The sequence below is a fragment of the Nocardiopsis sp. NPDC101807 genome, from assembly GCF_044766605.1.
Taxonomy (GTDB): Bacteria; Actinomycetota; Actinomycetes; order Streptosporangiales; family Streptosporangiaceae; genus Nocardiopsis; species Nocardiopsis tropica.
The window spans coordinates 69199-82703 of record NZ_JBIWMK010000011.1 but is presented as its reverse complement, the minus strand read 5'-3'; the positions used below and the strand labels follow the sequence as shown (position 1 = coordinate 82703).

Sequence of the window (13505 nt, the reverse complement as noted above, 5' to 3'; positions counted from 1 at the left end):
GCCTGCGGGGGGCCACAGCCCCGGCGACGCCGGAGGGCGGCCCCCGCCCGGTTCCGGCGCTCTCACCTGACGGGCACCGCCAGTTCGACGAGGGAGGCGCACTCCTCCAGGCATCCCCCCACCCGGAGGACGCCGCCGGAGGAGGCTCCGGGCAGGTGGAAGGCGGCGCGGGCGAGGGTCCCCGCGTCGAGTTCGGGGCGTCCCACGACGGCGTCCACCCGGCTCTCGTGTCCGGTCCCGCTCCGGTAGACGGCCCCGCGCAGGTCGAGGTCGGCGTTCTCGCGCGTCTCGAAGCCGACCGTCACCACCAGGGCCTTGGCGGTGGTCGACCGGTAGGCGGTCAGCAGGGTGGCGCTCACCCCTGCGGACTCCGCCCGGGGACGCGTGCCCGGGGCGGGGACCAGCAGGCCCGGGCCGGGGTCGCCGCCGTTCACGCGCAGGCCGCCGACCAGCCCGTCCTGCGCGGTGAAGCCCCGGTACCCGGAGCAGCCCGGTGCGCCGCCCGGGTCGGACTCGCGGCACAGCTTCCAGCCGTGGGCGGTGCGCTCCGCCTCGAAGGCGGCGGCGGGGGCGCCCCCGTCGGTCCCGGCGCGGGCGACGGACGCCTGGTGGACGAGGTAGTCGTGGGCGGTGGAGCCCTCGGCCGCGTACGCCAGCCCGGCGGCCATCCGTGCGGGGTCGCCGGAGGCGAGCGCCTCCATGTACGCCGTCACGGCCTCCTCCGGGGCCTCCTCCGGCTCCTGCGCCTCCTCGGTCCCGGGGTCGGATGCGGAGGGCCGCTCCTCGTGGTCCGATCCCGGGGTGGGGCGGGGTCCGCCCTCCCCGCCGGGGGTGCGGGCCGGCCCGGGCGCCGGGGGCGCGCCGGCGGGGTCGGTCGGCGCGTGCCCGCCGCCGGGCGGGAGGCTGACGCCGGGGGCGTCGCAGCCGGGCGCGGCGGTCACGAGGAGGATGACGGCCGCGGTGGCGGCCAGCCGGTTCGACGCCATTCCCGTTTCCCCCGTGTCCCCCGCGAGAACCCACGACCCGCCGAGTCTACGACCCGGTGTCGTCAGTGCAGGGGCTTGTCAACGTAAGGAGTTGTCGACGGTTTCCCGCTCCGCCGGGGCGGGGGCCGCCCCTCCCCGGACGGCCCCCGCCCCGGCCGGACCGCCTACGGGCGCAGGACGACGGGGAACTCCCGCAGGCTGGTCACCGACAGCGCCGCCACGACCTCCAGCTCCTCGTCCGGGACCGCCAGGCGCAGGTCGGGGAAGCGCTCGAAGAGCATCGGCAGGATGATCCCGGCCTCCAGCCGCGACAGGGGCGCGCCGGGGCAGATGTGCGGACCGTACCCGAAGGTGATGTGGCGGCCCCGCGTCCGGTCCGGGTCGAACACCGACGGGTGCGGCTCCTCGCCGAACTCCTGCCGGTCCCGCGTCGCGGCGCCGTAGTGCGTCATCAGCGCCTCGCCCTTGCGGATGGTCTCGCCGCCGATCTCGACGTCCTCGGTGGCGAACCGGAACATCATGACGTTGTTGGGCGGGTCGTAGCGCAGGGTCTCCTCGACCACCGCGTCCCAGGTGACCTCGCCGCGCCTGAGCCGGTCGAGCTGCTCGGGGTGGGCGAGCAGCGCGCGCACCACGTTGTTGAGCAGGTTGACGGTCGTCTCGTGCCCGGCCGCGACCACCGTCAGCAGGGTGACGGCGATCTCCGTGTCGCTGAGGGCGTCGTCCTCCCCCTCGCCGGCCCGGAGCAGGTCGGCGGTGAAGTCGTCGTGCTCGTCCACGGCGGCCCTCTTGCGGGCCGTCATCTCCGCGAAGAACTGGAACAGGGTCGCGTAGACCTGGAGGTGCTCCCCCTCCTCCGTGGTGCCGGAGAAGAGCTTGGCGTACATCTCGCCCAGGTTGGCGTACTCCTCCTCCGCCACCCCGTACAGCTCGCCGATCACGGCCATGGGCACCTTGAACGTGAACTCCGACCTCAGGTCCAGCCGCTCGCCCGCCCGCTCCTCCAGCGCGTCCAGGGCCTTGGAGGTCAGCGCCTCGATCCGCGGGCGCAGCCTCTCGACCCGGCGCGCGGAGAAGGGGCTGGCGATGAGCCGGCGCATCCTGCGGTGCGGCGCGCCGTCCAGGGCGAGCATGTTGGTGTCGTCGGTGGGGATGGTCCCCATGAGCGGCCACTCGGCGGTGACCGCGCCGCTCTGGAAGTCGGCCCAGTGGGCGACGCTCTTGACGAACCGGGGGTCGTTGAGCGTGGCCCGGCTGACCTCGTGGTGGGTGGTGGCCCAGGCGCGCACGCCGCCGGGCAGCTCCACCCGGGTGACCGGGCCCTCCTGGTACAGGCGCTCGCGGTCGGCCTGCACGTCCTCGGGCACCGCGTGGACGAGGACCGCTCCGTCGGGGGTGTGCTGAACGGGACAGGGCATCACATGACTCCTCGGGGGGGTGCTGGAGTGAAGGTGACCGGGAGGGAGACGACCCCCCGGACCCAGGGCGACGGACGCCACCGGACCTCGTCGGCGGGTACCGCCAGCTCGATGTCGGGCAGACGGTCGAGCAGGACCTCGATGGCCGTGATGGCCATGGTCTCGGCCGTCCCCCGCGCGGCGTGGGGGCAGCCGTGTTCTCCGTGGGAGAAGGACAGGTGGGCGTGGTTGGTCCCGCCGCCGGGCGCGCGCGGACCGGCGTGCACGCGCGGGTCCTTGTTGGCCGCGGCGTACCCGAGCAGCAGCAGGTCGCCCTTGCGGACGACCTTCCCGCCCAGCTCCACGTCGTGGACGGCGAAGCGGCCCGCGTTCATCTGCGACGGGGAGTCCTCCCACAGGACCTCGGTCAGGGCCTCCTGGACGCTGCTGCGCGCCCCGGACAGGGAGGCGGAGAACCGGTCGTCGGTGAGCATCAGGCGCAGCGCGTTGCCGATCCACTCCGAGGTGGTCTGGTGGGCCCCGCCCAGGACCGCCACGAGTTCGGCGACGAGGTCCTCCTCCGTGTAGGCGGCGGGGTGGGCGATCATCCGGGAGACCACGTCCGGTCCGGGCTCGGCCCTGCGCGCGGCGATCAGCCCGGCCAGCTCGGCGGCGATCTCGGCGTGGGCCCTCTGGGAGTCGGGGCCGGCGTCGAAGACGGTCCCCATGAGGGAGGCGATCCTCTCGCCCCGGTCGTCGTCCATGCCGTACATCCAGCACAGGAGCAGGGAGGGCAGGCGCTGGGCGTACTGGGAGCGCAGGTCGGCCGAGGAGGAGGCGCAGAAGCCGTCGACGAGGCGGTCGGCGATGCGGGTGGCGACCATGCGCAGCTCGTGCGGGTCGGCGCCGTCGAGGGCGTCGTTGACCGCCCGCACCCTCCGCCGGTGGTCCTCGCCCTCCGCCGAGAGCAGGTTGGGGAGCGGGACCAGCACCGGGAGCAGCGGCCAGTTCTCCGGCACCCTGTCCCAGGCGTTCCAGCGCCGCGGGCTGCGGGCGAACACGCCGTGGTCGCTCAGCACGTGGTGGAGCTCCTGGTAGCCGATGACCAGCCAGGCGGGGACGTCCCCGTCCATGAGCACGGGCACGACCGGCCCGTGCTCCTCGCGCATGGACCGGTAGAAGCCCTCGGGGTCGGCGTTGAACGCGGGGTCGTACAGCTTGACGGGCTGGCCTCGCACGGGGTTCCTCTCCTGGAGGGGGCGCTGCCCCGCGCCGACCGTCTCGTGCCCGGTCGCGCGCGTGGCCTGGGGGTGGGCGTGTGCCGGACCGCGGCGGCGCCGGCACCGGTGTCAGTGCCGCGCGGGCGGCCGGGGCCGGGGGTCCGCGCAGGGGCCGCTCACCGGGCGCTCCGCGCCGCGACGAGGGAGCGGACGTGCCGGACCAGCGAGATCAGGACCTGCTTGGCCGAGTCGCGCTCGCGCGCGTCGCAGCGCAGGAGCGGGACGGCCGGGTCGAGGTCGAGGGCGGCGCGCACCTCGTCGAGGCCGTGGGGGGTCTCCCCGAAGTCGTTGTGGGCGACGACGAAGGGGGTCCCCTGGGCCTCCAGCCGGTCGATGGCGTACCAGGACTCCTCCAGGCGGCGGGTGTCCACGAGGACGACCGCGCCGAGCGACCCGGCGAAGAGGCGGTCCCACAGGAACCAGAAGCGCTCCTGGCCGGGCGCCCCGAACACGTACAGGACAGCGGTGGCGTCCAGGGTGATGCGGCCGAAGTCGAAGGCGACGGTGGTGGCCCGCTTGCCCTCCACGCCCTCCAGGTCGTCGACGGCCGCGCCCGCCCGCGTCATGGTCTCCTCGGTGTCGAGCGGCCGGATCTCGCTGACCGAGCGCACCAGGGTGGTCTTGCCGACGCCGAAGCCCCCGAGGACGGTGATCTTGAGGGCCTGCTCCGTGGTCCCGGGCAGCGGCGCCTCGGCGGTGCGGGGCCCGGGAGCGGGGGGCTCAGAGGTTGTGGAGTGCAACGAGGACCTTCTCCAGGACGTCCGGTGAGGCGAGGGGCTGGGCCGGCGAGGGCGCCGGCCGGGGGTGGCGCGCGGTGATCCTGCCGGTGTCCAGGAGGTCCGTGAGCAGGATGCGCACGACCGCCACGGGCAGGCGCAGGTGCGCCGACACCTCCACCACCGCCGTCGGGTTCCGGCACAGGCGCAGGATCTCGGCGTGCTCCGACTGCATGCCGGGCACGGCCGCGCTCTCGGCCACGACGAGGGTGACCGCGTCCAGCGACGCGTCGGCTCCCCCGCTCCGGCCGGAGGTGATCACGTAGAGCCGGTCGGGCCCCTCGTGGCGGTGGGCGCCGTTCATGCCGGTCCGGGGACCGCGCGCGGCGGCGTGGTGAGGTGCTCGCCCATCTGCTCGACGAGTTCGTTCATGTTGTGCCCGACCAGGCCGGGCTCGGCCTCCGCCGACGTGATGACGGCGAGGTGGGCCCCGTGCCCCGCCTCGACGATGAACAGCAGCCCGCCGTAGAACTCGGCCATGGCCTGGCGGACGCCGCCCCCTCCGTCGCCGAACTCCACCGACGCGCTGTGCGCCAGGCTCTGCACCCCGGCGGCGATGGCCGCGAGGTGGTCGGCGCTGTCGGTGCGCAGGCCCGCGCTGTGGCACAGCTTCAGCCCGTCGCGTGACAGGACGAGTGCGTGGCGGGTGCCGGGCGTGCGTTCGAGGAGGCCTTCGAGAAGCCAGGTCAACGTGTCGAGGTCCATCATGCGTCCTTCGGTGATCCGGTCGGGTCCTGGCCGCGCACAGCGGAGCGGAACGCGCCGAACCCCTGGGCCGCGGTGGCGGGACGTGTCGTACGGGGTCGGGGCCCGGCGCCCTCGGCGGCGGCGAGGGTCTGCCCGCGGCGGCGCTGGGGCAGCCCGCCGCCCGCGGCGGCCGGCGCCGCGGCGGGGAGCGGTCCGGTCCCGGCGTCCGCGGTCCCCGGGCGGACCGGGGTGGAGGGGGCCTCCTCGGGCGCCGGGCGGACCGCGGGCTCGGGCAGCGGTTTGACGAGCTTGCGGGGCAGGAGCAGGACGACCGCGGTGCCGCCGCGCGAGGAGGACCGGAAGGAGACCGACAGGCCGTACCGGTGGGCGATCCGGCCCACGACCGACAGGCCGAGGCGCGTGCCGGAGATGGCGGAGAGGTCGAGGCGGTTCTCGACCGCGCTGCGGGCCCGGCGCAGGGCCTCCTCCCCCATGACCAGCCCGCCGTCCTCGACCATGACGGCGATCCCGGCCTGCACCTCCTCAACGTGGACGTGGACCTCGGCGGTGGGCGGCGAGAACTTGGCCGCGTTGTCGAGGATCTCGGCGAGGGCGTGGATGACGCCCTCGGCGGCGAACCCGGCGACGGCCTGCTCGGACACGTTGTGGACGCGGACGCGCCGGTAGGCGCCGATGCGCCCCATGGCTCCGCGCACGACGCTCTCCATCGCGATGGCCCGGCCCCAGCGGCGGCCGGAGCGCGCCCCGGTCAGGACGGCGATGCTGTCGGCGATGCGCCCCGCCTGGGCGGTGCCGTGGTCCAGGTGCATGAGGTCGCCGAGGACGTCGTCCCCGGAGCCGTCGCCGTGGCGCTCCTGCATCCGGCGCAGGTCGGCGAGCATCGTGGTGGTGAGCGCCTGGACCCGCCCGGCCGCGGTGGCGCAGGCGACCATGGCGGCCGACCTGCGGCGTTCGGCGGCGGCGATCTCCGCGGCGACCGCCTTCAGCGCGGTGTGCGCCCCGGGGTCGGCGATCCGGGGCAGGCGGTGCAGGGCGGTCTCCGCGGAGTCCCCGGCGCGCAGGCGCTCGACCAGCCGGGGCAGGTGCTCGTCGGCGAGCGCGGCGGTGTCGGCGCGCAGGCCGGCGAGCTCGGCGCCGAGCTCGCGGACCCGGCGGTCACGGCGGTCCAGGAGCAGGGCGAGGGCCGCGAGCAGCAGGAGGGGCACGGCGGACACCGCGGCGACCGGGAGGTCCCGGAGCCCGGGGACGGCCCACAGGGTCCAGCCCCAGAAGGGCAGGGCGGCCAGCGGGAGCAGGAGGAGCCGGCGCGGGACGCGCGTCCTCGGCGGCGCGTCTCCCGGGGGGAGGGGGGTCTTCCAGGCGGTCATCGGGCTCCACGTCCGGCGGCGTCTTCACTTGCGGGCAGTGCACGGGGGCACGCGGAAAGATCGTTTTCCGCATACGGGAGTCCACCGAAAGGGAGGACGCAATTGTCTCAACCAGCGCTTTTCAGCGCACAGCGAGTCAACATACCATCAGACGACGGAAGCGACCATGCCAGGACAATGAAGAATCAATGGGGGCCTCGACCCGGGCGCCCGCATCCCGCCGGACAGAGGGCTTCCGAAACGTGATAAGCACTTTCTCGGCCTCTCGGAAAATGAGCAGACGCCATTGTCCGGACAATCCGGACGCACATCTCGTGAACAGCGACAACAGCACGCGCAAGCGCTCCCGTGTTACAGATGTGGCAGGTGTGACTAGCGCGCCCAGGGGGCCGCGGAACACCTGCGCGGCCGCCCGCCGCGGCGCGCATCTCCTCGCGCGGGCGACCGCACCGCGGGAACGGCGGCGACCGGACGGACACGGAGCGCGATGCCGCGCCGTTCCGCCGGGGCGGACAGGACCGGCCCCGACCGGTCGGCCCGCCCCCGGGGGACACGCGGCGCCCCTGACCGGCGCGTGAGCCGCGACGCGTCGGCCTATGGAACAAAGGGGGTGTACGGGATGTTTTTCTTCCAAGGACGCGCGGAATAGAGACACACCCGAAAAGGGCACCCTGGAGTGCCGCAGGTCACATGTGCCAGACTCTGCGCGCCGGACGAAGTTTCCGAGGACGAGTGGCCCCGAGAGCTCCCGGGGTGATTCGACCTCAGGTCAGCGGGGAATCTTGACGTGGAACGACGTGTTACACCCCGCGAGACCGCACAAGCGCCTGGAGGCACCCACACGATGGCCGAGCGAGCACTTCGCGGCACCCGGCTCGGGGCGACGAGCTACGAGAACGACCGCAACACCGACCTGGCTCCGCGGCAGGAAGTCACCTACGACTGCACCCGGGGCCACCGCTTCTCGGTCACGTTCGCGACCGAGGCCGAGATCCCCGTCGAATGGGAGTGCCGCTTCTGCGGCGACCGCGCCCTTCGGCGGGACGGCAACGGCGAAGAGCCCAAGAACACCAAGCCGGTGCGCACGCACTGGGACATGCTGCTGGAGCGCCGGAGCATGGAGGACCTCGAGGAGGTCCTCGCCGAACGCCTGGCCCTCCTGCGCGCACGCCGCCGCGAGGAGGCGGCCAAGGTGGAGGAGCTCGCCAAGCAGCGGCAGAGCGCCTGACCACCCCGCGACACACGGGGGCGGCGGACGATGCGTCCGCCGCCCCCGTCGTCGTGCGCGGGGTCCGCCCGCAGGACGGGCGGCCGTGCCCCGGCCCCGGCCGCAGGGGTCAGCGGTCCCGCCAGGCCCGGGGCGGGACGCCGAGGCGCTCGACACGTTCCCCGTGGCGACCACCACGTGCCCCGAGGCGTCACCGCCCGCCATGAGCACGACCGGGCCCTCACGTCGCACGGGCCACGGCTCCGGCCTGCCCCCTAGCCGCGGTTGAAGGGGTCCTGCGTGTGTCCGACGAGCTCCTTCACCGACTCGAGCACCCGTGTGGGGCGGTAGGGGAACTGCTCGGCCGTGTCGCGGCCGGAGATGCCCGTCAGCACCAGGACGGTCTGCAGGCCCGCCTCCAGGCCGCTGAGCACGTCGGTGTCCATCCGGTCGCCGACCATCAGCGTGTTCTCGGAGTGGGCGCCGATCCGGCGCAGCGCCGACCGCATCATCAGGGGGTTGGGCTTGCCGATGAAGTAGGGGCGCCGCCCCGTCGCCTTCTCGATCAGCGCGGCGACCGCGCCCGTGGCGGGCAGAGGGCCCTCGGCGCTCGGACCGGTCTCGTCGGGGTTGGTGGCGATGAACCTGGCCCCGCCGCGGACCAGGCGGATCGCGCGGGTGATGGCCTCGAAGCTGTAGGTGCGCGTCTCGCCCAGGACCACGTAGTCGGGGTTGCGCTCGGTCATCACGTAGCCGACGTTGTGCAGGGCGGTGGTGAGCCCCGACTCGCCGACGACGTAGGCGGAGCCGCCGGGGCGCTGGGTCTGGAGGAACTGCGCCGTCGCCAGCGCCGACGTCCAGATGGACTCCTCCGGGATGTCCAGGCCCGTGTTGAGCAAACGCGCGCGCAGATCACGCGGGGTGTACATGGAGTTGTTGGTCAACACCATGAACGGGGTCCCGTGTTCGCGCAGCTCCGCGATCAGCGTGTCGGCGCCGGGGATCAGGTGTTCCTCGCGTACGAGGACGCCGTCCATGTCGAAAAGGTAGTTCCACTCGTTGCTCACGTGCACCATTGTGCATGCCGTGGTCGGTAGTGCACCATTCCTACCCCCCGGTAGTGGACACGACTCACACCCGCACGCCCGGGACGGGGCACGGGAGAACACCGCCCGTCCACGCTCCCGGCGCCCGCCCCCGCCTCCGGCCGTCGCCCGGGGCGTCGGCGCGCCGGGAGGGGCGTGGCCGCGGGCGGAGGCGCCGTGCGGGCCGTTCCACGGCCCGCGGTCAGACCGGGGGCCAGGGGACGGCCGGCCAGTCCGGTGCGGGGTAGGGGTGGATGCCGTGGCGGACGAGCAGCTCCACCCGGCTGCGGACCGCGTAGGCCTCCGGGCCGGTCAGGTGGCGGCGCAGGGCGGCGGACAGGGCGCTGCCGGAGTCCTCGAGCTGGGCCCCCACCGCCTCCAGCCGCTCCACGACGTCCTCGGGCAGGGGCTGCCCCTGCCACTGCCACAGCACCGTGCGCAGCTTGTAGTCCTCGGCGAAGGCGACGCCGTGGTCGCAGCCGTACAGGTGCCCCCCGGGGGTGGGCAGCAGGTGGCCGATCTTGCGGTCGGAGTTGTTGACGACCGCGTCGAACACCGCCATGCGGCGCAGGCCGGCGTTGTCGGTCTCCCTCGACAGGGCGACCAGGTCCACCGTCGTGTCGCCGTGCACCCACAGCTGCACCATGCCCTCGCCGAAGGGGCCCTCGCGGTGGACCGTGGGCGGCACGACCGCCCAGCCCAGCGCCTCGGAGACGGCGTACGCGGAGACCTCGCGGCCGGCCAGGGTCCCGTCGGGGAAGTCCCACAGGGGCCGCTCCCCCGCCACCGGCTTGTACACGCACGCCGCCGAGCGGACGCCGTCGGAGACCGTGCAGTACAGGGTGGCGTTGGACGCGGCGGTCAGGCGCCCCTCCACGGTGATCTCCCCGTGGAGGAGGAGTTCGAGCCCCACGGAGGGGCTGAGGCCGTCGAAGGCGTCGGCGGTGTCCCTCATGGCGGCCCTCCGGGGGTCGGGAGTGAGCGTGTCGGGACCGCCGGCGGTGTCGTCACCGGCGAGGTCAGACGAGGCGGTCCGGGCGGTAGCCGTTCTGGCGCGCGCAGATGTGCCCGTTGGGGTCGAGCGGGCGCCCGCACAGCGGGCAGTCCGGGCGGCCGGCGGCGACGACCTTCATCGCGCGTCCGGCGAACGCGCGGGCGGCGCCGGGCGTGAGGTAGACGCGCAGGACGTCGCGGTGGGCGGGGGCCTCCTCGGCGAAGACCTCCAGCTCCTCCTCGTCGTCCTCGACCAGGTCCTCGCCGGCGGTCTCGTCGACCTCCTGCGCCTCGATGATGACGCGGGCCGCCTCGGCGTCCCAGGCCAGGGCGAGGGTGCCCACCCGGAAGTCCTGCTCGATGGGCTGCTCGAGGGGGCCGTCGTCCTCGGGCGAGGCGACGTCGTCCGGCGGGGAGCCGAAGCGCCGGTGCACTTCTTCCAGCAGTTCCTCGATACGGGTGGCGAGCGCCTCGACCTGCGCCTTCTCCAGCACGACGCTGGTGATGCGCCCCTCTCCCACCGCTTGGAGGAAGAAGGTGCGGTCTCCCGGCTGGCCCACGGTTCCTGCGACGAACCGCTCCGGCGGGTTGAACTGAAAGACGGGCATGGGAAGAACCTTAAGGGATAGCGCGGGCCCCGCGCCAAACCCCCCGGATCCGCTGGTGGAGCGGCGGGGCGGACGGGGCGGCCCGGTGCCGGGTCCGGGACGGGGTCCCGGCGCCCGCGGCCCGCCCCGGCCCCTCAGGCGGCGCCCGGGGCGGGCGCCCGGCTCCCCGCTCCCCCGCCCACGGCCGCGTCCCCGCCCGCCTCGGCCCGGGTGGGCAGGCCGGCGGCCAGGCCCTCGCCCGTGTCGTTGAGCTTGTTGAGGAACGGGCGGGTGCGCGCGTAGGTGATGGAGGTGACCGAGCAGGGGTCCACCCGCAGGCGCTGGAAGAGGTCCAGGTGCATGCCGAGGGCGTCGGCGACGATCGCCTTGATGATGTCGCCGTGGCTGCACACCACGTACACGGGCGGCTCGGCCGGGGCCTGCGGCGCGGCCGGCGCGTCCCCGTCCCCGGCGGGGAACGCCGTCGGGGGCAGCAGCAGGCGGGTGTTCCAGTCGCGGACGGCCTCGACGGCGCGGGCCGAGGCGGCGGCGAGCGACTCGCCGCCGGGGAAGCGGGCGGCACTGGGGTGGTCCTGCACGACCCGCCACAGGGGTTCGCCGGACAGCTCGGCCAGCGGGCGCCCGGTCCAGGAGCCGTAGTCGCACTCCAGGAAGCGCTCGTCCTCGGTGACGGGGACGCCGAGCCGTTCGGAGACGGCCTCGGCCGTCTCCCGGCAGCGTTCGAGCGGGCTGGAGAGCAGGGCCGCCGGGCGGAGTCCGGCCAGGCGCGCGGCCAGGTCGGCGGCCTGGGCACGGCCCGTGTCGTTGAGGTGGACCCCCGCGGCCCGCCCGGCCAGGCGGGGCCCCGTGGCGTCGGTCATCCCGTGCCGGACGAGGAGGAGGGTGACCGCCTCGGGCGCGGTCGGGGTCTCGTGGGGTGCTGGTGTCGCCATGGGCACCAGGGTAGGCCCGGCCGGGGCCGCCGGGCCGGAGCCCGGGGACGCGCCCGCCGTGTGGGCGGGGCGCGCCCCCGGACCGGTCGGGGAGCCCGGTCAGCCGACCCCGGCTCCGCCCTCCGGGGAGAGCACGCCGAAGAGGACCAGGGCGAGGATGACCACGCCCAGGGCGATGCGGTAGATCACGAACGGCATGAAGCTGTGGGTGGAGATGAACCTCATCAGCCACGCGATGACCACGTAGCCGACCACGAACGCGACGAGGGTGCCGACGAGGGTGGCGCCCCAGCCCGCGTACTCGTTGCCGCCGATGTCCAGCATCTTGTAGAGGCCGGAGGCGAACACGGCGGGCATCGCGATCAGGAACGCGAACTCCGCCGCCGCCGGCCGGGTGAAGCCCAGCAGGCGCCCGCCGGTGATGGTCGCGCCGGAGCGGGAGACGCCCGGCACGAGCGCCAGGCACTGGAACATGCCGAAGACCAGGCCCCGGCCGAGGGTGAGGTCCTCCAGCTCGTTCTGGCGGCGGGCGTAGTGGTCGACGGCGCCGAGGATGACGCCGAAGACGATGAGGGAGAGCGCGATCAGCCGCAGGTCGCGGAACACGCCGTCGATCTGCTCCTCCAGGAGGAGGCCCAGCACCCCGATGGGGATGCTGGCGATGATGACGTACCAGCCCATGCGGGCGTTGACGTCACCGCGCAGTTCGCGGTCGAACAGGGAGCGGCACCAGGTGGTGATGACCGCCCAGATGCGTCGGCGGAAGTAGACGACCACAGCCAGTTCGGTGCCGATCTGGCTGACGGCGGTGAAGGCCGCACCCGGGTCGGGCCAGTTGAAGAAGGCCGCGAACACCCGCAGGTGGGCGCTGGAGGAGACAGGCAGGAACTCGGTGAGTCCTTGGATGAGGCCGAGAACGACCGCCTCGAAGATGGACACGCGGTTTCGGACTTTCTGGTAGTCCGGCGTCAGGGGGCGCCGGAGCACTGCTGGGGAACGGCCCGGCCGGGGCGCGCGTACGCGGAGGGGGCGGGCGGCGCCGCCCGGGGGACGGAGAGGGTTCGGTCCCCGCCGTGTTCGAGCCGCGATCGTGGCGAACGTCCCCGGTCCGGGCTGCGCCGAGACTACGCGGCGAGGGTGTACTCGGGGCCGACTCCGGGTGAACACGGTACTCTCCGCCGCATGGAACAGCGACAGGTGGGCAGATCAGGGCTCTGGGTGTCTCGTACCGCCCTCGGGACGATGACCTGGGGAAAGGACACCTCCGAGGAGGAGGCCGGGCAGCAGCTCACCGCGTTCGTCGACGCGGGCGGCACGCTCGTGGACACCGCCGACATCTACACGGGCGGGCAGAGCGAGCGCATCCTGGGGCGGCTGCTGCGCGCCGCCGTGCGCCGGGACGACGTGGTGGTGGCCACCAAGACCGGCCACACCCCCGAGGGCTACCGGCCGGTGGACGCCTCCAGGCGGCACCTGCTGGCGTCCCTGGACGCGTCGCTGCGGCGGCTGCAGACGGACTACGTCGACCTGTGGCAGCTCCACGTGTTCGACCCGGCCACCCCGCCGGAGGAGTCGCTGGCCGCGATGGAGTCCGCGGTGGCGGCGGGCAAGGCCCGCTACGTGGGGGCGGGCAACCTGGAGGCCTGGCAGTTCGCCACCATGGCCACCTGGCAGAGGGCGCAGCCGGGGCGCGTTCCGCTGGTGAGCGTGGGCACCGAGTACTCCCTGCTCAACCGGGGCGCCGACCGGGGGCTGCGGCCCGCCGCGGCGGCCGCGGGCGCCCACGTGATCGCGTGGGCGCCGCTGGGCCGCGGGGTGCTCAGCGCCAAGTACCGCAACGGGACGCCGCCGGACTCGCGGGCGGCGTTCCCGCACATGGCCCCGTACGTGGAGCCGTACCTGGACGACCGCAGCCGCCGCGTCGTGGAGTCGGTGTGCACGGCCGCCGAGGGCCTGGGCGTGCCGCCGCTGGCGGTCGCGCTGAGCTGGGCGCGCGACCAGGAGGGCGTGGCCGCCGCCGTCACCGGGCCGCGGACCCTCGCCCAGCTGGAGGAGGTCCTGGGGGTGGAGGGAGTGGAACTGCCGTCCGAGATCCGCGACGCCCTCGACGACGCGACGGCGCGGCCGGAGCGCTGACCCCTCCGGCCGCCGCCTCCACCGGCCGGA

General features: G+C 74.4%; 14 protein-coding genes. 2 read left to right on the top strand and 12 right to left on the bottom strand.

Annotated elements, in window-relative coordinates; all coding sequences use genetic code 11:
• Positions 1 to 62 precede the first annotated feature (62 nt).
• The 7 genes from ACIRPH_RS28290 to ACIRPH_RS28260 form a co-directional block, all read right to left on the bottom strand.
• Complete coding sequence (locus ACIRPH_RS28290) at positions 63 to 986, bottom strand: hypothetical protein (RefSeq protein ID WP_402919692.1); 924 nt, start codon at positions 984 to 986, stop codon at positions 63 to 65.
• Between the two features lie 164 nt (positions 987 to 1150).
• Positions 1151 to 2404 carry a cytochrome P450 gene (locus tag ACIRPH_RS28285; protein ID WP_402919690.1) on the bottom strand — a complete coding sequence of 418 codons (1254 nt, stop codon included), beginning with the start codon at positions 2402 to 2404 and terminating at the stop codon, positions 1151 to 1153.
• Entirely contained in the window at positions 2404 to 3621 is a 1218-nt protein-coding gene (locus ACIRPH_RS28280; RefSeq protein ID WP_402919688.1) for a cytochrome P450, read from the bottom strand. Before ACIRPH_RS28280 ends, ACIRPH_RS28285 begins: the two co-directional genes overlap by 1 nt.
• A 158-nt stretch (positions 3622 to 3779) precedes the next feature.
• Entirely contained in the window at positions 3780 to 4403 is a 624-nt protein-coding gene (locus tag ACIRPH_RS28275; RefSeq protein ID WP_402919686.1) for a GTP-binding protein, read from the bottom strand.
• Positions 4384 to 4743 carry a DUF742 domain-containing protein gene (locus ACIRPH_RS28270; protein ID WP_402919684.1) on the bottom strand — a complete coding sequence of 120 codons (360 nt, stop codon included), beginning with the start codon at positions 4741 to 4743 and terminating at the stop codon, positions 4384 to 4386. The genes ACIRPH_RS28275 and ACIRPH_RS28270 overlap by 20 nt, the downstream gene beginning before the upstream one ends.
• On the bottom strand, positions 4740 to 5144 hold the full coding sequence (locus tag ACIRPH_RS28265) for a roadblock/LC7 domain-containing protein (protein ID WP_330159974.1): 405 nt from the start codon (positions 5142 to 5144) through the stop codon (positions 4740 to 4742). The genes ACIRPH_RS28270 and ACIRPH_RS28265 overlap by 4 nt, the downstream gene beginning before the upstream one ends.
• Positions 5144 to 6514 carry an ATP-binding protein gene (locus tag ACIRPH_RS28260; protein ID WP_402919682.1) on the bottom strand — a complete coding sequence of 457 codons (1371 nt, stop codon included), beginning with the start codon at positions 6512 to 6514 and terminating at the stop codon, positions 5144 to 5146. Before ACIRPH_RS28260 ends, ACIRPH_RS28265 begins: the two co-directional genes overlap by 1 nt.
• An 844-nt stretch (positions 6515 to 7358) precedes the next feature.
• Here ACIRPH_RS28260 and ACIRPH_RS28255 point away from each other — a divergent pair.
• Positions 7359 to 7742 (top strand): RNA polymerase-binding protein RbpA, encoded by a 384-nt coding sequence (locus ACIRPH_RS28255; RefSeq protein WP_267949243.1) that lies wholly within the window; start codon positions 7359 to 7361, stop codon positions 7740 to 7742.
• A 254-nt stretch (positions 7743 to 7996) separates the two neighbouring features.
• Here ACIRPH_RS28255 and ACIRPH_RS28250 read toward each other — a convergent pair whose 3' ends face one another.
• The 5 genes from ACIRPH_RS28250 to ACIRPH_RS28230 form a co-directional block, all read right to left on the bottom strand.
• The gene (locus tag ACIRPH_RS28250; RefSeq protein WP_267949242.1) at positions 7997 to 8797 is read right to left on the bottom strand and encodes an HAD-IIA family hydrolase; all 801 of its coding nucleotides are present in this window, start codon (positions 8795 to 8797) and stop codon (positions 7997 to 7999) included.
• A 211-nt stretch (positions 8798 to 9008) separates the two neighbouring features.
• Positions 9009 to 9761, bottom strand: coding sequence for an SCO1664 family protein (locus tag ACIRPH_RS28245; RefSeq protein ID WP_402919679.1), 753 nt, complete (start codon positions 9759 to 9761; stop codon positions 9009 to 9011).
• Positions 9762 to 9825: 64 nt separating this feature from the next.
• Positions 9826 to 10407 (bottom strand): DUF3090 domain-containing protein, encoded by a 582-nt coding sequence (locus ACIRPH_RS28240; protein ID WP_344184017.1) that lies wholly within the window; start codon positions 10405 to 10407, stop codon positions 9826 to 9828.
• Between the two features lie 134 nt (positions 10408 to 10541).
• Positions 10542 to 11339: a histidine phosphatase family protein gene (locus ACIRPH_RS28235; RefSeq protein WP_402919677.1), complete on the bottom strand. Its 798-nt coding sequence runs from the start codon at positions 11337 to 11339 to the stop codon at positions 10542 to 10544.
• A gap of 99 nt (positions 11340 to 11438) precedes the next feature.
• Positions 11439 to 12278 (bottom strand): undecaprenyl-diphosphate phosphatase, encoded by an 840-nt coding sequence (locus ACIRPH_RS28230; RefSeq protein ID WP_402919675.1) that lies wholly within the window; start codon positions 12276 to 12278, stop codon positions 11439 to 11441.
• Between the two features lie 243 nt (positions 12279 to 12521).
• On the opposite strand from ACIRPH_RS28230, the gene ACIRPH_RS28225 reads away from it, so the two are divergent.
• Positions 12522 to 13475: an aldo/keto reductase gene (locus ACIRPH_RS28225; protein ID WP_402919673.1), complete on the top strand. Its 954-nt coding sequence runs from the start codon at positions 12522 to 12524 to the stop codon at positions 13473 to 13475.
• Positions 13476 to 13505: the final 30 nt, after the last annotated feature.